This is a genomic window from Xanthomonas prunicola (genome assembly GCF_002846205.1).
GTDB classification, from domain to species: Bacteria; Pseudomonadota; Gammaproteobacteria; order Xanthomonadales; family Xanthomonadaceae; genus Xanthomonas; species Xanthomonas prunicola.
This window is the reverse complement of record NZ_PHKV01000002.1, coordinates 405,485-428,742: the sequence shown is the minus strand read 5'-3', so window position 1 is coordinate 428,742 and position 23,258 is coordinate 405,485. Positions and strand designations below refer to the sequence as shown.

Sequence of the window (23,258 nt, the reverse complement as noted above, 5' to 3'; positions counted from 1 at the left end):
GGCGTTGCATTGCGCCGCGTGCTGGATGCCGGCACCTGCTGGCGGCGCAGGTCCAGTACGCGGCGATCGGCTCAGTAGCGCATCAGCGCAAGATCGGCCAGCAGGCCGGGGCCACCCGGTTGCCATCCCAACCGTTGTTGCGTCTGTGCGCCGGATGCAGGGAGATCGTGGCTGGCAAATCGCGTCAGCCAGCCGAAATGCGCCTGCGTCTGGTCGACCGGCAGCGCGACCACCGGCACGTTCAAGCCATGGCCGATGGCCTCGGCGATCGCGCGCAGCGGGACGCCCTCTTCGGCAACTGCGTGATACTTGCTGCCGGCATTGCCGGCTTCCGCCGCCAGCCTGTACAGGCGTGCCGCATCCCGCAGGTGGACTGCCGGCCAGCGGTTGCACCCATCGCCGACGAACGCCGATCGTCCAGTTGTGCGCGCCACCTCGATCAAGTTGCTGACCAGGCCTTGCTTGATCCGATCGTGTACCTGCGGGAGCCGCACCACCGACACATTGACACCGCGCTGCAGTAGCGAGGCGGCGGCTTCCTCGGAGGCCGCGCGCGGCAATACGCTCGAACTGGCGATGGGATTGGTTTCCAGCGCTGGCTCGCCTGCCACTGCGTTCGCCGTCCCGGTAGTGGAGGTGATGACCAATGGACGCTTGGAGCCGGCCAGTGCCGAGCCAAGCGCGTCGATGACATGCCGATCTGCCTCGCAATTGGCGACAAAGCGCGAGAAATCGTGGTTGAACGCGGTGTGGATAACCGCATCGGCCAGCGCAGCCGCCTGCTGCAGGCCATCGAGGTCGTCAAGCGTTCCGCGATGTACCTGCGCGCCTGCGGCGACAAGCGTGGCGACGGCTGGCTCCGAGCGTGCCAACCCGGTGACATGGTGACCGGCATGGAGGAGGTCGGCGATGATGGCAGACCCGATGAATCCGGTCGCGCCAGTGACGAAAATGCGCATTGCGTGTGCTCTTGAGGGTTGTCCAGAGCGACTATCCTGCGAGCGATGAGCCGCTTGCGAAACTCGCATTGCGTGCGTGACCGGTGGGCCTGCAATGGCAGTGGATGCAGCGTGCGCCTGCGTCGGCGATGGCCGCCACCGCTCACATTTCAGCCGCCAGACCACGGTGAAACGGATGCTGTGCGGCGCGTGTGAGGGTCTTCCGGCGCTAGCGCGGGCATGCCCAGATAGCCGAACACGGCGCGGCCGATGCGCTGTTCCAGACCGGCGCGATCGTGCTCTCCACGGTCGCCGGCCGCATTGACCATGCCGCGGACGATGGCAATGACATCGTCGATCGCGGCGGCGCTATCGGCTTGCGACGGGATATCTGCACGTTCCAGTAATTGGCCGACCAGTGCCGCCATCGCGACGATGAAGGGCGCCAGTTCCCGGGCAATCACTGGGCGTGTCTGCTCGAAGTCGAGCAGGCGCGCCAGCTCCGGTCGATGCAGTTGCTGATTGACCGCAGCGCCGATGAGCCGCAACAACGCGCCTCGACCATCCGGCGCCTGCCGCGCGTCCCCGGCGTCGGCCAGAAACGCATTGCGCTCCCGTTGGCACAACGCAACGATGAGCGCGTCCTTGCCGGGAAAATACTGATACAGCGAACCGATGCTGACCCCGGCTCGCTGCGCCACGCGATTGGTGGTCAGCCGCTCCGCTCCGTCGGTCTCCAGCAGACACGCCACCGCCTCCAGAAGGACGGCGACGGTGTATTCGGCTCGCGATTGCTGCGGAACCTTGCGCGGACGTACCGCCGATGGATGCTGTTTGGTCACGATTCCAGGCAGTCAGAAGCCGGTGCGGCCCCGCAGTCTACCGACATCGCCTGTCACACATGGGCGCTGGCCCACCTGCGTGGCAGGCGGCGTCTGTCACGCGCTGAGCCTGTGCGAATGCCCGGGCTGCGTGTCTGCGGCCTGCCTGGCGGCGGTGCGCTCGATCGACGACACGCGAACACGCGGCGTTGCGTCTTCCGATGCCAAGCGGAACACCGCTATGGCACGGGTCAGGTCCGCGGCTTGATCTTCCATGCTGCGCGCCGCCGCGGTGGCTTCTTCCACCAATGCGGCGTTTTGCTGGGTCATTTCGTCCAGCTGCATTACCGTGGTGCTGACCTGCTCGATGCCGGCGCTTTGCTCGGTGCTGGCGGCGGTGATCTCGGCCATGATCTCGGTCACGCGCTTCACCGAGCTGACCACGTCGGTCATGGTGCTGCCGGCCTGTTGCACCAACTCCGAGCCTTGCGCCACTTTTTCCACCGAATCAGAAATCAGTTGTTTGATCTCCTTGGCGGCACCGGCCGAGCGCTGCGCCAGGGCGCGCACTTCGGTGGCAACCACGGCAAACCCACGGCCTTGTTCGCCTGCGCGTGCCGCTTCCACCGCTGCATTCAAGGCCAGGATATTGGTCTGGAAGGCGATGCCGTCGATCACTCCGATGATGTCGGAAATGCGCGCGGACGATTGCGTGATCGCCTGCATGGTGTTCACCACTTCCTGCACCACGCGACCGCCGCTTTCGGCCACTTCCCCGGTGCCCTTGACCAGTTGGTTCGCCTGCCGCGCGTTGTCGGCGTTCTGGCGCACGGTGGAGGTGAGTTCTTCCATCGAAGCGGCGGTTTCTTCCAGATTCGCCGCCTGATGTTCGGTACGCGTGGACAGGTCGGCATTGCCGCTGGCGATCTCGCCTGCCGCGGTGTTGATCATTTCGGCCGAGTGCTGGATACCCTGCACGATACTGGTCAATTGAATGGCGGTGCGGTTCGCCGCATCGGCCAGACGACCGAAAGCCCCTTCGTAATGCGACGCCACGCGCTGCGACAGATCGCCATCGGCGATCGCGGCCATGATGCGGCCTACATCGTCCAGCCCTGCGTCGGCCTGCTGCATCAGCCGGTTCAAGGCCTGCACCATTTCCGCAAACGCGAACTGATAGCGCGCCTGATCGCCACGTGCGGAGAAATCGCCGCGCGCGGCTGCATCGGCCAGACGCGCGATGTCGCTGTTGATTGCCGACAGATTGTCTTTGACCGTATCCAGCGCCTGATGCAGGGCTGCGCGCTGGCCAGGCAGGCGACGCATGTCGCGGCGTAGATCGCCACGGCCGTAGTCGCTCATCACATCCATGGCTTCGTTGATGGCATCCAGGTGTTCGAACACCACCGTGTTGACGCCGTGCGCCAGCGTGCCGTAATCGCCAGGAAAATCTTCCGGAATGCGGTGCGCGATGTTTTCGCCCTGCTGCAGGCGGATCATCGTCTGCATCTCGCCATTAAAGCGCTGTAGCTGGTTTTGCATCTGCTGCATGCTATGCATCAGCTGGCCGGTTTCGTCGCGCGATTCCACCCGGATGTCGTTGTCGAAGTGGCCCGAGGCGATCGCCTCGGCAGTGCGCGAGGCGGCGCGTAGCGGCGCCGACATGGCCGAGGCGATCAACCAGCACAGACCGATCACCAGCGCCACCAGGGCGCCGCCAATCAACGTCAAGGTGCGGGTGAATCCCAACGCCTGCACTTGAATGTCTTCGGCGTACACGCCCATCACCAGCACCCAGTTCCAGGCCGGGAAGGTTTTGGCGTAGCTGATTTTCGGCAGCTGTTCCTTCTTGCCCGGCTTGGGCGCGTCGTAATAGCTGAAGCCGTCGCCGCTATCGATGGCGGTCTTGATGTCGCGATACACGTACTGCCCGGCATCGCTCTTGTAGTCGGTCATGTCGCTGCCGACCGGACGCTTGGGATGCATCAGGATGCGCATCTGCGGGTCGACGATGAAGAAGTAATCCACGCCATCGTTGGTACGCATATCGGCCAGCGTGGTGCGTGCGGCTTCCTTGGCTTGCTCCAGACTCAGCTCACCGGCTTTGACCTTGTTGGCGTAGTGCTGCATCACGGTGAGGCCCATCTCCACCTCGGTCTTGACGCTGAGCTTGCGCGCCTCAACCAGGTCCAGATATTGCAGGCGCGCTGCGGCCATCGCCAGCAGGATCACGCCCACGGTCAATAGCGTGCACAACAGCACGAACTTACGGGTGAGTGGGAGATTGGCAACGTAACGACGCAACAGGGAAACAACCGGCATGAGAACGACATCCAAAACGCGCACAAGCGCCATGGTGTGGATAACGGCTGATGAACGCCGGTGTTGAATGCCATCTGCGGCAGCGTCTGCTTATTTGAGATATGCGTTGCGTAACGACGGCATGCAGATGTGAGTCCAGGGGCGCCATTGGTTGTCATGCGCGTGTTCGATCACAACGCATCGCATCCAATGGCTCTCCTGCGCTGTCTACGTTGTCCTTGTCACTGTCTAGGTTGTCCCAAGGACATCTGCCGTGTTCAATCCGCTCGCAAACAACACAATGATCAGCCGCACTGCACGAAGCACTCCGTCGTGCAGTGCGGCCCGCAGAAGTCTTCGATGCACTGGCGGCGCGCGCTGCATGCATGCCGCCAGTCGCTCAGCTTGCCGCGCAGAAGCCAAACTCAGCCGTTGCACCGGCAGCCAGGGTACGGTTGAAGTCCACGCCGCTGGCCTGGAGCGTGCTGCCGCTCTGCGACCAGGTGACATTCCAGGTGTTGTTGACGGTGCCGGTGACCGTCAGCGAGATCGACCACGTGCCGCTGGCGGTGCCGGTGTTGGTGACTTGCACGCGATTACAGTAGCCACCGTTCCACGTGCTGTCCGGGATCACCTTCGTGCTGAAGCCAGTGCTCGGCGTCGGTGTTGGAGTCGGCGTGGGGGTTGGCGTTGGCGTCGGTGTGATGCTGCTTGCTGTGCCCCACAGTGTCCGCAACAGGGTCATCTTGTCTTCCCGCACAGTGGTCCAGTCGTCGCGCAGGATGCCGCCGGTGTCGCCGCTGTTGGGGTTCCACGACCAGTAGAACGCTTCGTTGATGCCCTTGCTGCGCAGGTACTTCACCAGCGCGTCCTGCCACACCTTGTCGCGCGCATCGCCTTCGCCGTACTTGCCGCCGAATTCGCCGAGCAGCAGCGCGTGATTGCCGGCGAACTGGCCGAAGTGACGGTCCCAGATGGCGGGCATGTTGGTGGGGAAGTTGCTGTCGTTGAAGTACGGCTGGACAAACACATCAGGGCCGTACACATGCGGTGCCAGCAACAGACGGTTGGCCGGAATATTGAGCGGGGTGCAGGCCAGCGGCTGCAGGTTGCCGCCCCAGAAGGTGCCGCCATTGGTCGAGCAGACCGGGTTGTCGGTGATGCCTTCCACCGCAATGATCCACTTCGGCGCTACCGCCAGGACGGCGGCCGATCCACGTTCGGCGGCCTTGTTCCAGTCGGTGGCAGCATTGCCGGTGCCCCAGGTAGCGGCGCCGTGCGGCTCGTTCTTCAGATCCACGCCGATCACGCTCGGCACGTTCTTGTAGCGATTGGCGACAAAGCGCAGATCGTCCAGCCATTGCGCTTCGGAATACGAGCCGGTGTACCACAGCTCGGAAATGGCGGCGCAATCGGGGGTGTGGTGATCCAGCAGCACATACATGCCACGTGCGTTGAATTCGTTGATCACCTTGTCGAGAATCTGCAGCGATGTCAGGCCCTGCAAGTCGGCGTTGCGGCTGTAGTCGATGCTGGTGGGCATGGTGTCGCTGCGCAGCGTGGCCGGGCAGAACGGCAGGCGCACGGCATTGAAGCCCAGGCCCTGCATCTGGTTGATCATCTCCTTCCAGTTGCGTGCCCATAGACCATGCATGACATGGTTGCCGGTTTCGAACCCAAACACGTTGACGCCCTTGAGCTGAACCACGTTGCCCTTGTCGTCGACGATCTTGTTCTTGCTGACCGAATAGCTGAAAGCCGGTGCAGCGGTTAGCGCTAACACAGTTGCCAATGCAAGCGTACTTGCAGCCCTGAAGATGGACATGATGGTCTCCCTGGATAACCGAACTCGACAGCCGAGCGCGGTAGAGGGGGGCATCTTGGTCTGCGACTGCGCGGCGTGGCGTGACCGGTGCCACAGAAGAGCGCAGTGGCGCACCGATCACACCCAAGCTGCGGGCGAGGTCGCTTTCCCGCACACTAGGGTTGCTGCGTGCTGTCCGCAGGCTGTCCTTTCTGTTCCCGGAGTGTCCCAATGTCCTTATTGCGTGCCGACTTGGCGCAATGGCGCGCCTCCCCCGCGCGCGAACTACTGGCCGGTGCGGTGGCCACGTTTGCCCTGATTCCCGAAGTGATTGCATTCGCGTTCGTGGCCGGGGTGGATCCGCAGGTGGGCCTGTTCGCATCTTTCGTGATTGGCATCGTGATTGCGTTCTGTGGCGGACGTCCGGCGATGATTTCTGCGGCAGCAGGCTCGGTGGCGCTGGTGGCTGCACCGCTGGTGGCTGCGCACGGGCTGCCGTATCTGCTGGCTGCCGGCTTGCTGGCCGGCGCAGTGCAAATTTTATTCGGACTATTGCGGTTAGGCGTGCTGATGCGCTTCGTCAGTAGCTCGGTGCGCACTGGTTTCGTCAATGCGCTGGCAGTGCTGATCTTCACGGCGCAATTGCCGCATCTGCGGGGCGCCAATCTGACCACCTGGGTCATGCTGGGTGTAGGCTTGGCGATCATCTACGGCCTGCCGCGTCTGCGCGTGCCGGGGTTATCGGCAATTCCCTCGCCGCTGGTGTGCATCCTGCTGCTCACCGTTGCCGGCACTGCGCTGCATCTGCCGCTGGAGACCGTGGCCGATCTTGGCAAGCTGCCCAATGCCCTGCCGTTCCTGCAGTGGCCCTCGGTCCCGTTGACGCTGGAAACGCTGCGCATCATCGCGATGCCGGCGCTGGCGATTGCGATGGTGGGCTTGCTCGAGTCGATGATGACCGCGCGCGTGGTCGATGAACTCACCGACACGCCCAGCAACAAGAACCGCGAATGCACCGGGCTAGGTATCGCCAACGCTGCGGCCAGTCTGTTCGGTGGCATTGCCGGCTGCGGCATGATCGGGCAGACCGTGGGCAACGTGAAATATGGCGGCCGTGGCCGGCTATCCACATTGTTTGCCGGCGTATTCCTGCTGATCCTGATGGTGGCGCTCAAGCCATGGGTGTCGCAGGTGCCGGTGGTCGCGCTGGTGGCGATCATGGTCATGGTGTCGGCAGAGACCTTCGACTGGCGCTCGTTGCGCACGGTGGTCACCAACCCGCGCACGTCCAGCGTGGTGATGGCGGCCACTGTGGCGGTGACGTTGTTCACCCACAATCTTGCGGCAGGCGTGGCGGTAGGCGTGCTGCTGAGCGGAGTGTTCTTCACCTTCAAAGTGGCCGGGCTGCTGCAGATCACGCACGACGACAGCGCCGCAGGCGTGCGCACCTACACCGTGCGCGGACAGGTGTTCTTCGCCTCGGCCGATGTGTTCATCGACGCCTTCGATGCACGGCAGGTACCCGGCAGCGCGGTGGTGCTCGATGTCAGCCGCGCCCACTTCTGGGACATCACCGCGGTGGCGGCACTGGACAAGGTGGTGCAGCGCCTGCGCCATCACGATCTGGATGTGCAGGTGAAAGGCTTGAATGCGGGCAGCAGGCGCCTGATGCAGCAGCATGCCCTGGGCGAGGACGCGTTGGAGTCTGCGTTGCCCTGAGCAGGGCCACACGGCCTGGGCGCTATCCGCAGCCATGCCGCGCACGCAGTGCCCCGGCTGTCAATGCGCTGCGCGCAGCTGCGAACGAATTCAAGTTCGGGTGGGCGATGCCGATGATTCGGCATCGTGATTGCCGGTCGTTGCCGTGAAGCCAGTGCGTTCCAGCCCGAGGTGTGTGTCTGCATGCCCTGCCCGGCGCTGCGGGCGCGTGTCTGTTCCCGGGGGAGCGCGCTCATGACCAACGCACCCTTGCTGGAACGGATGGTGGACCTGACCGCCATCCGCGATGCCGATCTGCTCGACCTCAGCCTGTTGCGTACCGTGCGCGAGGTCTGCGCTACCGAAGAACTGTCGCTGCTGCGCATCGCCCCGGACGGCCGCAGCATGGCCGAAACGCGTCTACGCGACGACGGCCGGCTGTCGCTGACGGTGGCCGAGATCCACGATGCGCAGACGCGTGCGCAGCTGGCCGAGGTGCACGGGCCGGGCGATGTGGTGCGGCTGCAGGAAGACGGCCGCGCCTTGCTGGTCTACCCGATGATGGAAGCGCGCGGCATCCGCACCTGCCTGCGGGTGGGCGGTGCACGCATTCCTGGCAGTGCCGAGCAAGCGATGCTGCAGGGCTTTGCGCGCTTCTTCCAGAATTACCGTAGCCTGCTCGACGACGCCCAGCGCGACGCACTGACCGGCCTGCGCAACCGCAAGACCTTCGACGATGTGATCCTGCGGCTGTTTGCGGGCGGTGCCGAATCCGTAGCCGAGCAGGGCGTGTGGCTGGGCATCGTCGACATCGATCACTTCAAGCGCGTCAATGACACCTTCGGGCATCTGTACGGCGACGAAGTGCTGCTATTGGTTGCCCAGCTGATGCAACGTACGTTTCGCCAGGACGACCTGCTGTTCCGCTTCGGCGGCGAAGAGTTCGTGATCGTGTTGCGCGGCGTGGGCCGCGATACCGCTGTGAGTCTGTTTGAACGGTTCCGGCTGGCCGTGGCCGAGCACCTGTTCCCGCAGGTGGGGAAGGTCACGCTCAGTACGGGCATCGTCGAACTGATCCACGGCCGGCTGATCAGCGAAATGCTGGACGAAGCCGACAAGGCGCTGTACTGGGCCAAGCAACACGGCCGCAATCGCGCGGCGGTCTATGCCGAGCTGATTGCCGGCGGGCAGTTGCAGCAGGTGACACAACCGGTGGGCAGCGTCGATCTGTTCTGAGCCGCCGCGCCGCGTTGAAACAGGCCAGCGGCCCATTGGCCATAGACAAACGCATCGACCTTCATCCGGTCACAGCGCAATGGCACTGCACGCATCGGCGCAGTTGCAGGTATCGGCCTGCACGCGATGCTGGCTACACTCCAGTGCTATCCATGCTGTGGGGTGTGCAATGAAGCGAGTTGCCGTAGGACTTCTGGCGATGGCGGTCTCTACCGCGCTGATGGCGGCGACGCCGAGTTTCGATGGCGCGCGCATCTCGCGCGACGTTAAGGAACTGGCCTCCGACGCCTATGAAGGCCGCGGCCCGGCCACTGCCGGCGAAGAAAAGACCATTGCCTACCTGAGCAAGCAGTTCGCCGAGGCCGGCCTGCAGCCGGGCGGCGATCTGAGCAGCGGCAAGCGTGCCTGGACCCAGGCCGTGCCATTGCGGCGCGCCGATATCGTCGGCACGCCGACGATTGCCGTGCAGAACGCCGGCAAGCCGCACGCGCTGACCCAGGGCAAGGAAATCGCTATCCGCGCCGCACTGGATGGCTCATCCACGGTGGATATTGCCAACGCGCCGCTGGTGTTCGTCGGCTACGGCGTCAAGGCGCCGGAGCGCAACTGGGACGACTTCAAGGGTGTGGACTTGAAGGGCAAGATCGCCGTGGTGCTGATCAACGACCCGGATTTCGAAACCGGCAAGGGTGATTTCGACGGCGTCGGCATGACCTACTACGGCCGTTGGACCTACAAGTACGAAGAAGGCGCGCGCCAGGGCGCACTCGGCGTGTTGGTGGTGCACGAAACCGCACCGGCCTCGTACGGCTGGGACACGGTGGCCAGCTCCAACACCAACACCATGTTCGATGTGGTGCGCGATAACCCGCGCAGCGCGCATCCCACCCTGGAAGGCTGGATCCAGCGCGATCTGGCCACGGAGCTGTTCACGCATGCCGGACTGGATTTCGAGGCCTTGAAGAAGCAGGCGCAGACGCGCGGCTTCAAGCCGGTCGAACTCAAGAACCAGCGTTTGAGCGCCAGCTATCAGGTCAAATCCGACGTGATCACTTCGCACAACGTCGTGGCGCGGCTGGAAGGTGGCAAGCGTCCCAACGAAACGCTGATCTACAGCGCGCACTGGGACCACATCGGCGTCGGCAAGCCGGATGCACGGGGCGACACCATCTTCAATGGTGCATTGGACAACGCCAGCGGCACCGCCGCGCTGCTGGAACTGGCACGCGGTTTCGCCAAGGGGCCAAAGCCCGAGCGCTCGGTGGTGTTCCTGGCCGTCACCGCCGAAGAGAAGGGCCTGCTAGGTTCGGAGTTCTACGCCTCCAAGCCGCTGTATCCGCTGGACACCACGGTGGCGGTGATCAACATGGACGGCATGAACCCGTTCGTGCCTTCGCGCGATTTCGGTATCTACGGCACTGCAAAACTCGAACTGCTCGATCAACTGAAGAGCGTCGCCGCGCAATCCAAGCTGCGCTACACCCCCGATCCCAAACCGCAGGCCGGCTATTTCTTCCGCTCCGATCATTTCTCCTTCGCCAAGCGCGGTGTGCCGGCGCTGTCGTATGCAGCCGGCCAGGATTGGGAAGTGGGCGGCGTGGCGGCAGGCAAGGCCGCGGCCGACGACTACACCGCCAAGCGCTATCATCAGCAAGGAGACGAATGGAAGCCGGATTGGACGTTCGCCGGCGCCGCACGCGACTTGGGCGTGTTGTATGCGCTAGGCCAGCAGCTGGCCGATTCGCGTCAGTGGCCGAACTGGAGCCAAGACTCGGAGTTCCGCGCCACCCGCGACGCCAGCGAGGCGGCACGCGAGTAACAACCGCTGCCAACGCTGCTGCTCGGCGATCAGGCGCGCTGCGGTGGTTCGTGCGGCATGTCGTGGGTGTACACGCCGCTTTGAGTGTGCGTTGCCCGCCGGGTGCTTGTTCTTGTTGGCCATCGCCACCTGCAACTGTTCTGGTGCGGTGTCCTCGCTGCTTGCAGGACCGTTGGCGGCATGGATGCCGCCAACGAGCCCCTACAGATGGGTTCACGGCGAGTCTTGCAAGCGGCGGGGGAACGCGCATTCGACCAGCCAGGCTTTGCCCCAAGTCACCGAACGCATCCGCACAACGCAACGCCCCGGACTCCGGATTGTCGTTGGGCAAGCAACCAGCAATTGCCTGGCGCGTTGTCCCGCAAACGCCGGGGGCACCGCGCACGCGCACTGCCAAGCATTGGACCTAAGGGCTTGACCGTATCGAATGCCGCTGTACCGCCAACACCCCGTCACTGCAACCGATTGCACGTCTTGGCACACCAATTGCAGTTCTCCCGCATGACAGGCTTGCCGGTGGCCCGTGACAGCGTCCACGTCACACTGCAATCTGTTGGGGTTGCGTTCGGTCGCTGCGGCGTAGTCTGCCGCGCGGTCCTCGTCGGGAGGGGCGAAGACCGCAAAGCGGCCTTCGTTCCTTTAACGGTCGATTCTTTAAGATGAGCTGCGGCGTGAGGTCGCAGCCAGGAGAACTTGTGCATCGGAGTGGTTTCAGAGCGTCTTGGTCGCACACCGTCGGGCTCGCCCGCGTTACCGCGTGCCAGGCAACATCGCACTGCATGGCGGGGATGGACCTCCCGTTTCAGCCCGCACTGTCGCCCTCGCGCGACGGGCAGCCCTGATGGATGGCACCGTGACTCGTTCCCCGACACCAACTGCAATGCCCCCCGTTTCTGCGCTTGATGCCGGTCAGCCCACGCTGCCACCGGAAGCGCCGTTGGCAATGCCCGAGCAGAACTTGCGCGAAGGTAGCCTGCAAGTGCGCCACCAGCGCACCTCGCCAGCCGGCATCGGCGTGCGGCGCTTCTATCTGATCGGCGGCACCTTCGCCACCACTGCCGTCGCGGTGTGGGTGATGCTCAGCGTGCTGTGGCCTGACGGCATCAGTGTGCTGGAAGGCTGCCTGCTTGGACTGTTTATCCTGCTGTTCGCCTGGATCGCCATGTCCTTCGCGAGCGCCGTGGCCGGCTTCGTCACCGTCGTGGCCCGAGCCGGGCGCAAGCTCGGCATCGACCCGGACGAATCGCTGCCCGCGCTGCGCTCACGCACCGCGCTGTTGATGCCCACGTATAACGAAGATCCGCGCCGGTTGCTGGCCGGCCTGCAGGCGATCTACGAATCGGTGGCCGAAACCGGGCAGCTGGAGCACTTCGACTTCTTTGTCCTCAGCGACACCACCCGCGAGCACATCGGCCGCGCCGAGGAACTGGTGTATAGCGAACTTTGCGACCGGGTTGGCGGGCATGGCCGCATCTTCTACCGCCGTCGCGCCGACAATGCCGCACGCAAGGCCGGCAACGTGGCCGACTGGGTGCGCCGCTTCGGTGGCAGCTATCCGCAGATGCTGATCCTGGACGCCGACAGCGTGATGACCGGCGACACCATCGTGCGGCTGGTCGCTGGCATGGAAAACAACCCGGACGTGGGTCTGATCCAGACCCTGCCGGCGGTGGTCAACGGGCAGACGCTGTTTGCGCGCATGCAGCAGTTCGGCGGCCGCGTGTATGGCCCGATCATCGCCTTCGGCGTGGCCTGGTGGCATGGCGCCGAGAGCAATTACTGGGGCCACAACGCCATCATCCGCACCCAGGCCTTCGCCGATCATGCCGGCCTGCCGTCGCTGCGCGGGCGCAAGCCGTTCGGCGGGCATGTGCTCAGCCACGACTTCGTGGAAGCGGCACTGATGCGGCGTGGCGGTTGGGCCATGCACATGGTGCCGTACCTGCAGGGCAGCTACGAAGAAGGCCCGCCCACGCTCACCGACCTGCTGATCCGCGACCGCCGCTGGTGCCAGGGCAATCTGCAGCACGCCAAGGTGGTCAGCGCCAAGGGCCTGCACTGGATCAGCCGCATGCACATGCTGATCGGCATCGGGCACTACTTCACCGCACCGATGTGGGGCCTGCTGATGCTGATCGGTATCGGCATTCCGCTGGCCGGCGGCGGCATCGATCTGGCCGGCGACCTGCCGTTCTCGCCCGCCCGTTACTGGCATGGCAGCAGCCAGGGCAATGCGATCTGGATCTTCGTCTGCACCATGTTCGTGCTGCTGGCGCCCAAGCTGCTGGGCTACATCGCGCTGCTGCTCAACCCGCGCGAACTGCGTGCCTGCGGCGGCGCCATTCGCGCGCTGCTGAGCATCCTGCTGGAAACCGTGCTGGCCGCGCTGATGGCGCCGGTGGTGATGTACCTGCAGTCGCGTGGCGTGTTCGAAGTGCTGGCCGGCAAGGATTCGGGCTGGGATGCGCAGGTGCGCGACGACGGCAAGCTGTCGTGGCCGGCGCTGTTGCGCAGTTATGGCGGCCTGACCGTGTTTGGCCTGTTCATGGGGGCAGTGGCCTATGCGGTCTCGCCGGCGCTGGCCGCGTGGATGGGGCCGGTGATCGTCGGCATGGCGTTGTCGATCCCGGTGGTGGCGCTGACCTCGCTGCGCCGCAGTGGCATGGCGCTGCGCCGTGCCGGCATTTTCTGCATCCCCGAAGAACTCGATCCGCCCAAGGTGCTGGTGCGCGCGTCTGAGCTGCGCCGCGCCGCCGCGCTGGAACCGTCGCTGATCTGAGCCCCCACCGGTGCTGGTCCTGCTGATCCAGCGCCGGTGGGACGTTGTGGAGTGGCTGCCCGTCGCGGCTACATGCGCGCAGCGCCGTCTGCGTGCCGGTGATCTGGCCCGCCCGTCGCACAAGGCATAATGCCCAGCCCGCAAGCGGAGCTGGATGATGCTGGAAGTAATCGAACGCGAGACCGGACCGAACCCGCAATGGAGCGTGCTGTGGCTGCACGGCCTGGGCGCCGATGGCAGCGACTTCGCTCCGATGGTGCCCGAGCTGGTGCGCCCGGACTGGCCGGCGCTGCGCTTCGTCTTCCCGCATGCGCCGATCCGCCCGATCACCATCAATAACGGCGTGCGCATGCGCGGCTGGTACGACATCGTCGGCATGGACTTCGCCAGCCGTGCCGACAAGGCCGGCATCGCCGAATCGGTGGCCCAGGTCGAGGCCTTGATCGCCCATGAGCAGTCGCGCGGCATCGCGCCCGAACGCATCCTGCTGGCCGGCTTCTCGCAAGGCGGCGCGGTGACGTTGGCCGTGGGCCTGCAGCGCAGCGTGCCGCTGGCCGGGTTGATCGCGCTGTCGACCTATCTGCCGGATCCCACCGCGGCCGCCACCCAGCTGCAGTCGGCCGCAACCCGCCAGCCACTGTTTATGGCGCATGGCACGGCCGATCCGGTGGTGCCGTTCGCGGCCGGCCAGGCCAGCATGCAGACCTTGCGCACGCTCGGCTTCGCCCTGGACTGGCACACCTATCCGATGGGCCACCAGGTCTGCCTGGAAGAGATCGAGGCCTTGCGCGACTGGATGCAGGCGCGCTTCACCGCCGCCTGATCCCCATGGCCCAGCCCGCGCCGCAGATCGCCTGGATGCCGGACCTGTGCCGGCTGCCACGGTTGGGCGCGATGCTGGGGTTGGCCGAACTGGTGGTGCTGGTGGTAACCCTGGTGCCCGATGCCGGCGCCGCGCGCAGCATCACCCTGTCGCGCTTCGTCTCGGCCAGCGGCCTGGCGCTCTGGCTGGCGCTGGCAGTCACCGTGTTGTTGTGTGCACTGCGGCCTTCGCTGTCGCGACTGCCGGCCAGGCTGGGTGGGCTGGCCGCGCTGCTGATTGCCGCGCTGGTGGCGATGCTGGGCGCCGGCATCGTGCACGGGCTGTACGCCGTCCTGGGCCAGGCCCCGCTTGGTCCGTTGGTCGGTTTCTGGCGCTTCACCCTGGGCAGCGCCGCCACGGTGGTGCTGATCACCGCGCTGGCGCTGCGCTATTTCTACGTCAGCGACCGCTGGGAAGCGCAAGTGCAGGCCAACGCGCGTGCCGAAGCCGACGCCTTGCAGGCACGCATCCGCCCGCACTTCCTGTTCAACAGCATGAACCTGATCGCCAGCCTGCTGCGGCGCGACCCGGTGGTGGCCGAGCAGGCGGTGCTGGATCTGTCGGATCTGTTCCGCGCCGCGCTGGGCGCCGGCGAAGGCGTGTCCACCCTGCGTGCCGAGTGCGAGCTGGCCGAGCGCTATCTGGCCATCGAATCCTTGCGTCTGGGCGAGCGCCTGCAGGTGCGCTGGCACCGCCAGGAACCGTTGCCATGGGAGCTGCCGATGCCGCGCCTGGTGCTGCAGCCGCTGGTCGAAAACGCGGTGCTGCACGGGGTCTCGCGCATGCCCGAGGGCGGCACGCTGTACCTGTCGCTGCGCCAGCGCGGCAGCCAGTTGCAGATCCGCATCGTCAACCCCGCTCCGCAACCGGGAACCCAGTTGCCGCTGCTGGCCGGCGCCGGGCATGCGCAGGCCAGCATCTCGCACCGGCTGGCGTTCCAGTTCGGTGCCGGGGCACGGATGGCGGCCAGCTGGGCTGAAGGCTACTATGCCTGCGAGATCACATTGCCGCTGCCGTGAGGGGAAAGTCACTGCAGCAAGGGGGATGTCCATGACGGCCACGCAAGTGCGGGTGCTGATCGCCGATGACGAGCCACTGGCGCGCGAGCGCCTGCGCATGCTGCTGGGCGAGCATCCGCAGGTCGAGGTGATCGGCGAGGCCGAAAACGGCCAGCAGGTCCTGCAGCAGTGCGAACAGCTGCATCCGGACCTGGTGCTGCTGGATATCGCCATGCCCGGTGTCGACGGCCTGGAAACCGCGCGGCTGCTGCGCCAGAGCCAACCACCGCCGGCGGTGGTGTTCTGCACCGCCTACGACCAGCATGCCTTGTCGGCGTTCGACGCTGCCGCGCTGGATTACCTGATGAAACCGGTGCGCCCGGAACGTTTGGCCGCGGCCCTGGAAAAGGTCGCCACGTTTTTGGCCGGGCGCGTGCCCGGCGTCGCGCCGCGGCCGTTGCGCACCCACCTGTGTGCGCGTCTGCGTGGCAGCCTGCGGCTGATCGCCATCGGCGACATCCGCTACCTGCAGGCCGAAGAGAAGTACGTCATCGTCCACCACGCCCGTGGCGAAGACCTGATCGAAGAGTCGCTGAAATCGTTGGAAGACGAATTCGCCGACCGCCTGGTGCGTATCCATCGCAATTGCCTGGTCGCGCGCGACGAACTGGTGGAACTGCGTCGCAGCGGCGATGGTCAGGTGCACGCGGTACTGCGCAACGTGCCGCAAACCCTGGAAGTGAGCCGTCGTTGTGTGGCCAGCCTGCGCGATCAATTGCGTCAACTGTGAGTTCTGCGCCGGCTCCGCGATAATGCCGGCATGACCACGCTCCGTATCGCCACCCGTAAAAGCCCGCTCGCCCTTTGGCAGAGCGAACACGTCGCCGCCGCGTTGCGTCAGCACCACCCCGGACTGGAGGTCGTGCTGGTGCCGATGAGCACCCGTGGCGACGAAGTGCTGGACCGCTCGCTCGCCGCGATCGGTGGCAAGGGCCTGTTCCTGAAGGAGCTGGAGCTGGCGATGTTGCGCGGCCAGGCCGATTGCGCCGTGCATTCGCTCAAGGATGTACCGATGGAACTGGACGACCCGTTCGTGCTGCCGGCGATCCTGGAGCGTGGCGACCCGGCCGATGCGCTGGTGTCCAATCTCTACGCCAGCCTGCAGGCGCTGCCGCTGGGCGCACGCGTGGGCACGTCTTCGTTGCGTCGCCAGGCGCAGTTGCGCGCTGCACGCCCGGACCTGGAATTGATCGACCTGCGCGGTAACGTCAACACGCGGCTGGCGAAGCTCGACAACGGTGGCTACGACGCCATCGTGCTGGCCTGTGCTGGCCTGCAGCGGCTCGGGTTGGACGCACGCATCAGCGCGCGGCTGGATGCGCCGCAATGGTTGCCGGCGCCTGCGCAGGGCGCGGTAGCGGTGGAATGCCGTGGCGACGATGCGCGCATCCACAGCTGGCTGGCGGTGCTGGATGCCGGCCGCACGCGCGCCTGTGTGGAAGCCGAGCGGGCCATGAATCGCGCGCTGCACGGCAGCTGTCATGTGCCGGTGGCCGCCTTCGCGCGCTGGGAAGGCGAGGGTTTGTTCCTGCAGGGCATGGTCGGCAGCGCCAGCGACGGCCGCTTGATCCATGCCGACGCGCACGGCAGCGCCGAAGCTACCGAAGACCTGGGCCGCCGCGTTGCGCAAGGCCTGTTCGACAAGGGCGCCGCGCAGTTGCTGGCCGAGCTGTGACGCGACCGCGGCGCTCACGCGTGGCGACTTGATCCATACCGCCAGCGGCATCTGACGTCACTGCATCGACGCGGTCGCGACTGAGCAAACCCAACGCCGGATCGCCGCGATGCGGCCTACCCGGAGTACGCGATCCTGGCACGAGCGGCCTTGGCCGCAAGAAGCGTTACCGGGAGGCCATCGCCAGCAAAACCACCGCGGGCTTCACTGGGAAAGCCCGCGCGGCCAAACCGTTCCTACAGAGCGCCAATCGCTTACTTGAACGTGTAGACCAGATTGACCGTCGTCAGCGTATCGGTCTTCTTGTCGCCGTCGCTGACCTCGCTGTTGTGGCGCATCTGCCACGCAGCCTTCAGCGCGAAATGCGAGTTCATGCTGACCTGCACGCCGAAATCGTTCTGCGCGTAGGTGTTGTATTCGCCCGATTCCACCAGCAGCGTGTTGATCACATCGGTGTTGTCGGTGACGGTGTACTTCAGGTCGAACAGGCCGCGGCCGATCAGGCCGGTTTCGTTGCGGTCTTCGTTGCTGTTGTGCGCGCGGCGCACACCCGGGCCCACCTGCGCGTCCAGATAGAACCGGTCGGCGTCGATCAGGCGCGTGCCGTAGCCGATACCGAAGGTGGCCAGGCGGTCGTAGGTGGCGAAGTCGTCGTGCTCGTAGCGGCCGGTGGCAGTGAGCTGGCGGTGTTCGCCCAGCTGCAGTGCGCTGCCGACGCTGCCGGTGTAACGCTCGGCAGTGGTCTGGCGTTCGCGCGTGGTGCTGCCGTCCTCGTTGGTGTTGGTGTATTCCGAGCTCGAACGCAGTGCAGTGGCATCCAGGCTGTGGATCCAATCGCCGTCGGTGTAGCGCAGGCGCACACGGCCGTTGAGGCTGTCGGTGGTGCTATTGCCGTTCGCGGCAGCGTAGCCGAGCTCGCCGCTGCTGCCGCTCCAGGGCGAGGGCACCAGCGCAGCGGCAGGGTCAACCGGCGTCGGCGCGACCGCGATCGACTGGGCCCACACGGTGGGCGTGATCAACAACAGTGGCAACAGGGCAGTCAACGGGGCACGGCGGGACATTGGCAGCTCGCTTTGGAGGGCAGGGGATGGGTGGAAGCGATTTCATGATAGCGGACTGTGCGGTGCCGTTATTGACAAGTGAACGTGCCGCTTCATTGAGGGTTCGGGCACAGGACACCGCGTGCTGCCGGGCCGATCTGCCCGGTCGTGTGCAAATGGCGACAGCAAGGGGCTGTGGCTGGCGGCATGGCCGGGAGGACGGTCGCTCGTAGCTGGTATGACCAAGGATGGTTCGGGCGCGGCGCTAGGCTCTAGGTGTGGGCCGGAGCGACCTGCGTGTCGGCGCTTGCGAGTGGCCATCGGCACCTGGCGGCGCCAGAGGTAACCCGAGCCCGGTACACGGCACGGCTCCGAGCGCGCCCTCGCGTCAGCAGGCAAGCGACACTGGCAACACATGCCGCCCACCGGCCTGGGCGGACGCTGGCTCGACCCCCGGCACGCGGTGGATGTTGCGACCGACCCAACAGACCATGCACCTGGGTCGGACGTAATCTGGGCACTCGCCACTGTCTGCCTATCGCCAGCGGCCCATCGCCAGACGGCGATGCTCACCACGCCGCGCAAAGACTCGGACATAATCGACGCATGGACCGCTATGAACGCATCAACTCCCTGCATCGCTTGCTCAAATCGGCACGCTATCCGGTCACGGTGGCGCGGCTGCAGGATGAGCTGAGCTGTTCCCGCGCAACCGTCTACCGCGATCTGGCGTTTCTGCGCGATGCGCTGATGGCGCCGGTAGAAGGCGACGGTGAATCCGGCTTCCGCTATCTCTCCGGCGAAAGCGACCGCTTCGAATTGCCGGGCCTGTGGTTGAGCTCGGAAGAGCTGCACGCGCTACTGGCGTCGCAACAATTGCTCGCGCGGACCGGCGGCGGCGTGTTGTCTTCGATGCTGGCACCGCTGCAGCAACGTATCGAAGGCTTGCTCGCTGCCCAGGCCGGCGTCTCGCAGTGGCCGGTGGATCGGGTGCGCGTCATTCCACACCGCGGCCGCAAGTTGGACGAAGCCAGCTTCCGCACCGTGGCATCCGGCGTGCTGGAGCGCAAGCAGCTGAGCTTCGATTACCGCGCACGCTCGACCGATGAATCGACCAAGCGCACGGTGTCGCCGCAGCGCATCACCCACTACCGCGACAACTGGTATCTGGACGCGTGGGACCACGGCCGCGATGGTGTGCGTAGCTTTGCGGTGGACCGCATCAACCATGCGCGCCTGCTCGATGCCGCCCCGCGCGATGTGCCCGACAGCGAGCTGGACGAGCAGCTGGCCGCCAGCTACGGCATTTTCTCCGGGGCGCCCAAGGGCTGGGCGACCATCGTGTTCAGTGCCAAGGCCGCGCGCTGGGTCGCCGACGAACATTGGCATTCCAAGCAGCAGGGCCGTTTTTTGCCGGACGGCCGCTACGAGCTCAAGTTGCCGTACAGCAATTCGCGCGAACTGCTGATGGACGTGCTGCACTACGGCTCGGATGCGGAAATCGTCGAACCCATGTCGTTGCGCGAGCAGGCCAAGGCGTTGTTGTCGCTGGCATTGAGCAATTACGACTGAGTCTGGCCGGCAGTGAATCCCTGCGCCGCGTGGCGATTGCGGGGCGTGCATGCACGACGATCGACAATGCGCCACTGCCCAGGCGCCTGGGCAAGACGACCAGGAGTGCTCAGCGCTTGTTCGGCACCTCAAACCCCAGGCGGTCCACCTGCTCGCGCAGCTGCGGCACGCGCTTGAGTTTGTCGGTGTAGATCGAATAGTCGTCGCGCATCTTGTTGACCAGCATGCGGTACTGATCGCGGCTCATGTCCGGCTTGCGCGCGAAGATCCAGGCCAGGTCGCGGCCCGGATAGGAGATCAGCATCCAGGAGCCGTCCGAGGCGATTTCCAGGATGCGCTGCTTGGCCGGGATCACCTTGTAGAACCACACCCGCCAATCGCGGTTGCCGCTGTCGGCATCGACCGAGGCGCGCGCATTGACTTCCTTTTCCGGTTCGCCGAACCCGTCGCGGTACAGATAGCGCACCGCCACCTTGCCGTCTTCGACCAGGGTGTATTCATCGCGACTGGTGACGTGACCACGCTCGACCGCGTTGGGCATGCGCGCAATCACGTACCAGGTGCCCATGATCTTGGACAGATCGACTGCCGGCTCGGTGGCGGACGTGTCCTTGGCGTGTGCCACGGGCAGGCCGAGGACGAGCAGAAAAGCGAGGGCGATCGTAACGGTCAGGCGCATCGCAACATCACAAGGAGGCAGTTGGAGCAGCACACTACCGCATGCAGGGGGCAAGTTCGCGTCAACGGTCGGGTCTGGCATCGGTGCCGGGATGTCTTCAGCGGATTGTGGGCGGTCGGGACTGGCTGACGGGCGCCGATCAGGCGTTGGCGTCGCAACCACAGAGGTGTGGCGCGCGGCAGCAGGCCCGTCGCCGCTGGCGTATGGGTTGCCGGGACGCCGACATCGCAGCTGTCAGCAGCTGCGATCGGGCCGAGCCTGTGTGCCCTTGAGACGGCGGCAGAGCCGCGCGCCGCACAGGCCCGCGTCAAGGTCGCAGCCGGTGAGATGGACTGCGGCAATCCTGCGGGCCTGTCGTGATCCTTCCTGCACGGAGTGCCGCCATGTCGCATCGTCCTTCTTCCCGTTCCGAACGTCCTGACCTGCGCGTACTACGCCCGGTGCGGCAGATCGCCCTGGCCGGGCTGGCCCTGGTCCTGGTGTGGCCGGCCGCGCGTGGCACCAGCGAGTGGATCGGCTGGTTGCCGCTATGGCTGGTCGGCATGCCGATGCTGGCGTGGTGGAGCCTGTATCGGTTTGCCTTGCCCACCCTGGCCGGACGTGGTGGGCGCCGTGTTGCGCCCCGCCGGCGCGGGCCACAGGCACAGCGTCGGCGCGTCGTTTCGCGTGCAGCGACACGGCTACGCACCGCCTGATCAGCGCACGGCAGACGTGCGTTTGGGGCGTGCTACGGTTGGGTCCGTTTATTCGCTCACGGAAGCGCCCATGTCCAAGTGTGTCTCGGTATGCCTGGTCACCAGCCTGATCGTTGCTGGCAGCGTCTGTGCAAAAGACCGTACAAGTTCCCGCGACATCTATCTCTGGCTGGAAGACGTCACCGGCGCCAAGGCCCTGGCCTGGGTCAGGACGCAGAATGCCCGGACCGAAGCCCGGCTGGCCGCGAGCCCGGGCTTCAAACACATGGAATCCAGCATCCGTGAAGTGCTGGACTCCGACGCGCAGATTCCGTTCGTGCGTAAGGACGGCGAGTATTACTACAACTTCTGGCAGGACAGGCAGCACGAGCGCGGGATCTGGCGGCGCACCACGTTGGACGAGTACCGCAAGGCTTCGCCGAAGTGGGAAGCCGTGCTGGATCTGGATGCGCTCAACAAGGCCGAGGGCGAGAACTGGGTCTGGCATGGCGCCGACTGCCTGCGGCCCGACTATCGGCGCTGTCTGATCTCGCTGTCGCGCGGTGGCGCCGATGCGCACGTGACCCGCGAGTTCGACATGGTCGCCAAGCAGTGGGTCAAGGACGGTTTTTTCCGACCGGAGGCCAAGGGCGAGCTGAGCTGGATCGACCAGGACACGGTGTATGTGTCTACCGATTTCGGGCCCGGTTCGCTGACCGGCTCCGGCTATCCACGTATCGTCAAACAGTGGAAACGCGGTACCCCGTTGCGCGCGGCCACGATCGTCTACGAGGGTGTGCCGAGCGATGTCGATATCTCGGCGGTGCACGACGATACGCCGGGGTTCGAGCGTGATTTCGTGTATCGCGCGCTGCAACTCCACAGCAGCGAGATGTATCTGCGCAAGCAGGACGGCAGGCTGGCCAAGGTCGATGCCCCGGACTCGTCCATCAAACGCGTCAAGCGGGAGTGGCTGACGCTGCAATTGCGCGATCCGTGGACGGTCGCCGGCAAGACCTACAAGGCCGGTTCGCTGCTGGCCACGCGCTTCGACGACTTCATGGCCGGCAAGCGTCAGTTCGAGGTGCTGTTCGAGCCCACCGACACCACATCGTTGGACAGTGTCATCTGGACCCGTTCGCATCTGGTCATGAACGTCCTGGACGACGTCAAAAGCCGCCTGAGCGTGGTGACTCCATCGCCGCGCGGCTGGATCAGGAGTGCCTTTGTCGGCGCACCGGCATTCGGCAGCGTCCAGGTGGGGGCAGTGGACGAGGACGACAGCGATGCGGTTTGGCTGATTGCGACCGACTACCTCACGCCCACGACGCTGTCGTTGGCGCAGATCGGCAGCGCACCGATGCCATTGAAGGCCTCGCCTGCGTTCTTCGATGCCAGTAAGCAGACGATCGAGCAGCAGTTCGCGACCAGCAAGGACGGTACGCGCGTGCCGTATTTTCTGGTGCGTCCCAAGACTTTGGTGCTGGACGGCAGCGCGCGGACGCTGATCTACGGATACGGCGGCTTCGAAGTCTCGTTGACGCCCGAATACTCCGGCAGCCTGGGCCGAGCCTGGTTGGACCAGGGTGGCGTCTACGTGGTGGCCAATATCCGGGGCGGCGGCGAATACGGCCCGCGCTGGCACGATGCTGCGCTCAAGCAGAACCGCCACAAGGCCTACGAGGACATGGCAGCTGTTGCTGAAGATCTGATCGCACGCAAGATCACCTCAGCCAGGCATCTGGGCGTGCAGGGCGGCAGCAACGGTGGCTTGATGGCCGGAAATATGCTCATGCAGTATCCTCAGTTGTTCGGTGCGGTGGTGGTGGATTCGCCATTGCTGGATATGCGGCGCTACAGCCATCTATTCGCCGGCGCGTCGTGGATGGGGGAGTACGGCAATCCGGATACGCACGATTGGACCTTCATCCGGACCTTCTCGCCGTATCACTTGTTCGATCCGCACAAGACCTATCCGCCGGTGATGTTCACCACCTCCACGCGCGACGATCGGGTGCATCCGGCGCATGCACGCAAGCTAGCGGCGAAGATGATTGATGCCGGCAAGGACGTGACTTATTACGAGAATATCGAGGGTGGCCACGGCGGCGCAGCCGATAATGCACAGGAGGCGTATCTGGAGGCGCTGCAATACAGCTTCCTCTGGCAACGCTTGTCCCAGTAGTGCGGGCCAGTAATCTGGCGCCGATGCCGATGCCGATGCCGATGCGTGAGGCATCGGCACCGCGCGTAGGACGATGCTCCACGCCCCGTGAGATCGTAGCGTTTCCGTCGTCGCCTG

The 23,258-nt window shown here is 65.2% G+C and carries 17 protein-coding genes; 11 read left to right on the top strand and 6 right to left on the bottom strand.

Annotated elements, in window-relative coordinates:
• Positions 1–71: 71 nt before the first annotated feature.
• From XpruCFBP8353_RS08330 to XpruCFBP8353_RS08315, 4 genes are all read right to left on the bottom strand, one after another.
• Positions 72–959 (bottom strand): SDR family oxidoreductase, encoded by an 888-nt coding sequence (locus XpruCFBP8353_RS08330; protein WP_101362812.1) that lies wholly within the window; start codon positions 957–959, stop codon positions 72–74.
• 149 nt (positions 960–1,108) lie between these two features.
• Positions 1,109–1,780: a TetR/AcrR family transcriptional regulator gene (locus tag XpruCFBP8353_RS24245; RefSeq protein ID WP_243391069.1), complete on the bottom strand. Its 672-nt coding sequence runs from the start codon at positions 1,778–1,780 to the stop codon at positions 1,109–1,111.
• 96 nt (positions 1,781–1,876) lie between these two features.
• Positions 1,877–4,063: a methyl-accepting chemotaxis protein gene (locus XpruCFBP8353_RS08320; protein ID WP_243391088.1), complete on the bottom strand. Its 2,187-nt coding sequence runs from the start codon at positions 4,061–4,063 to the stop codon at positions 1,877–1,879.
• 397 nt (positions 4,064–4,460) lie between these two features.
• Positions 4,461–5,885, bottom strand: a complete 1,425-nt coding sequence (locus tag XpruCFBP8353_RS08315; RefSeq protein WP_101362810.1) for a cellulase family glycosylhydrolase — start codon at positions 5,883–5,885, stop codon at positions 4,461–4,463.
• Positions 5,886–6,095: 210 nt separating this feature from the next.
• Between XpruCFBP8353_RS08315 and XpruCFBP8353_RS08310 the strand changes: the two genes are divergently transcribed.
• The 8 genes from XpruCFBP8353_RS08310 to hemC all read left to right on the top strand — a co-directional run bounded on the left by XpruCFBP8353_RS08310 (position 6,096) and on the right by hemC (position 16,991).
• Positions 6,096–7,583: a SulP family inorganic anion transporter gene (locus tag XpruCFBP8353_RS08310; RefSeq protein WP_101362809.1), complete on the top strand. Its 1,488-nt coding sequence runs from the start codon at positions 6,096–6,098 to the stop codon at positions 7,581–7,583.
• 234 nt (positions 7,584–7,817) lie between these two features.
• The gene (locus XpruCFBP8353_RS08305) at positions 7,818–8,798 is read left to right on the top strand and encodes a GGDEF domain-containing protein (RefSeq protein WP_162300985.1); all 981 of its coding nucleotides are present in this window, start codon (positions 7,818–7,820) and stop codon (positions 8,796–8,798) included.
• Between the two features lie 169 nt (positions 8,799–8,967).
• Complete coding sequence (locus XpruCFBP8353_RS08300; protein WP_101362808.1) at positions 8,968–10,617, top strand: M28 family metallopeptidase; 1,650 nt, start codon at positions 8,968–8,970, stop codon at positions 10,615–10,617.
• Between the two features lie 841 nt (positions 10,618–11,458).
• Positions 11,459–13,396, top strand: a complete 1,938-nt coding sequence (gene mdoH, locus XpruCFBP8353_RS08290) for a glucans biosynthesis glucosyltransferase MdoH (protein WP_101362807.1) — start codon at positions 11,459–11,461, stop codon at positions 13,394–13,396.
• A 154-nt stretch (positions 13,397–13,550) separates the two neighbouring features.
• On the top strand, positions 13,551–14,219 hold the full coding sequence (locus XpruCFBP8353_RS08285) for an alpha/beta hydrolase (RefSeq protein ID WP_101362806.1): 669 nt from the start codon (positions 13,551–13,553) through the stop codon (positions 14,217–14,219).
• 5 nt (positions 14,220–14,224) lie between these two features.
• Positions 14,225–15,277, top strand: coding sequence for a sensor histidine kinase (locus XpruCFBP8353_RS08280; protein WP_101362805.1), 1,053 nt, complete (start codon positions 14,225–14,227; stop codon positions 15,275–15,277).
• 31 nt (positions 15,278–15,308) lie between these two features.
• Complete coding sequence (locus tag XpruCFBP8353_RS08275) at positions 15,309–16,046, top strand: LytR/AlgR family response regulator transcription factor (protein ID WP_162300984.1); 738 nt, start codon at positions 15,309–15,311, stop codon at positions 16,044–16,046.
• Between the two features lie 30 nt (positions 16,047–16,076).
• Positions 16,077–16,991, top strand: a complete 915-nt coding sequence (gene hemC, locus XpruCFBP8353_RS08270) for a hydroxymethylbilane synthase (RefSeq protein WP_101362803.1) — start codon at positions 16,077–16,079, stop codon at positions 16,989–16,991.
• A 254-nt stretch (positions 16,992–17,245) separates the two neighbouring features.
• On the opposite strand, the gene XpruCFBP8353_RS08265 is transcribed toward hemC, so the two are convergent.
• The gene (locus tag XpruCFBP8353_RS08265) at positions 17,246–18,052 is read right to left on the bottom strand and encodes a DUF481 domain-containing protein (RefSeq protein ID WP_101362802.1); all 807 of its coding nucleotides are present in this window, start codon (positions 18,050–18,052) and stop codon (positions 17,246–17,248) included.
• Between the two features lie 585 nt (positions 18,053–18,637).
• Here XpruCFBP8353_RS08265 and XpruCFBP8353_RS08260 point away from each other — a divergent pair.
• Positions 18,638–19,603 (top strand): helix-turn-helix transcriptional regulator, encoded by a 966-nt coding sequence (locus tag XpruCFBP8353_RS08260; protein WP_101362801.1) that lies wholly within the window; start codon positions 18,638–18,640, stop codon positions 19,601–19,603.
• Between the two features lie 109 nt (positions 19,604–19,712).
• Here XpruCFBP8353_RS08260 and XpruCFBP8353_RS08255 read toward each other — a convergent pair whose 3' ends face one another.
• On the bottom strand, positions 19,713–20,282 hold the full coding sequence (locus XpruCFBP8353_RS08255) for a lipocalin family protein (protein WP_101362800.1): 570 nt from the start codon (positions 20,280–20,282) through the stop codon (positions 19,713–19,715).
• Positions 20,283–20,665: 383 nt separating this feature from the next.
• On the opposite strand from XpruCFBP8353_RS08255, the gene XpruCFBP8353_RS08250 reads away from it, so the two are divergent.
• Together XpruCFBP8353_RS08250 and XpruCFBP8353_RS08245 are read left to right on the top strand one after the other, a co-directional pair.
• Positions 20,666–20,977: a hypothetical protein gene (locus XpruCFBP8353_RS08250; RefSeq protein WP_101362799.1), complete on the top strand. Its 312-nt coding sequence runs from the start codon at positions 20,666–20,668 to the stop codon at positions 20,975–20,977.
• Positions 20,978–21,047: 70 nt separating this feature from the next.
• Positions 21,048–23,141 carry a prolyl oligopeptidase family serine peptidase gene (locus XpruCFBP8353_RS08245; RefSeq protein ID WP_101362798.1) on the top strand — a complete coding sequence of 698 codons (2,094 nt, stop codon included), beginning with the start codon at positions 21,048–21,050 and terminating at the stop codon, positions 23,139–23,141.
• Positions 23,142–23,258: the final 117 nt, after the last annotated feature.